The organism is Polaribacter sargassicola (assembly GCF_021991835.1).
In the GTDB taxonomy this organism is placed as follows: domain Bacteria; phylum Bacteroidota; class Bacteroidia; order Flavobacteriales; family Flavobacteriaceae; genus Polaribacter; species Polaribacter sargassicola.
Window position 1 is genome coordinate 1 of the sequence record NZ_JAHDAU010000193.1, and the last position, 294, is coordinate 294.

1 protein-coding gene is annotated in these 294 nt (G+C 70.1%); it reads left to right on the forward strand.

Translation table 11 applies throughout. The annotated features are described in order from the left end of the window. Nucleotides 1-294 (forward strand): amino acid permease (locus KI686_RS17660; RefSeq protein ID WP_237590394.1); only part of this gene is annotated, 294 nt, incomplete at both ends.

The window sequence follows — 294 nt, forward strand, 5'->3', positions numbered from 1 at the left end:
TGATCGCGAAGTACCTCGGCGAGCCGATGGCGGTCATCGCGACGATCCTGCTGCTGGTGAGCCTGTTCGCGGCGATGCTCGCCTTCCACAACTCGGCGACGCGGTACCTGTACTCACTCGGCCGCGCCCGCGTGCTGCCGCATGCACTGTCCCGCACCAGGGAGAACGGTGCCCCGGCCGTCGCCGGGCTGCTGCAGGCGCTGTTCGCCGCCATCGTCGCGGGATGCTTCGCCCTCGCGGGCCTGGACCCGATGCTCATCGTCGTGCCCGCCATGCTCGGCATCGGCACGCTGT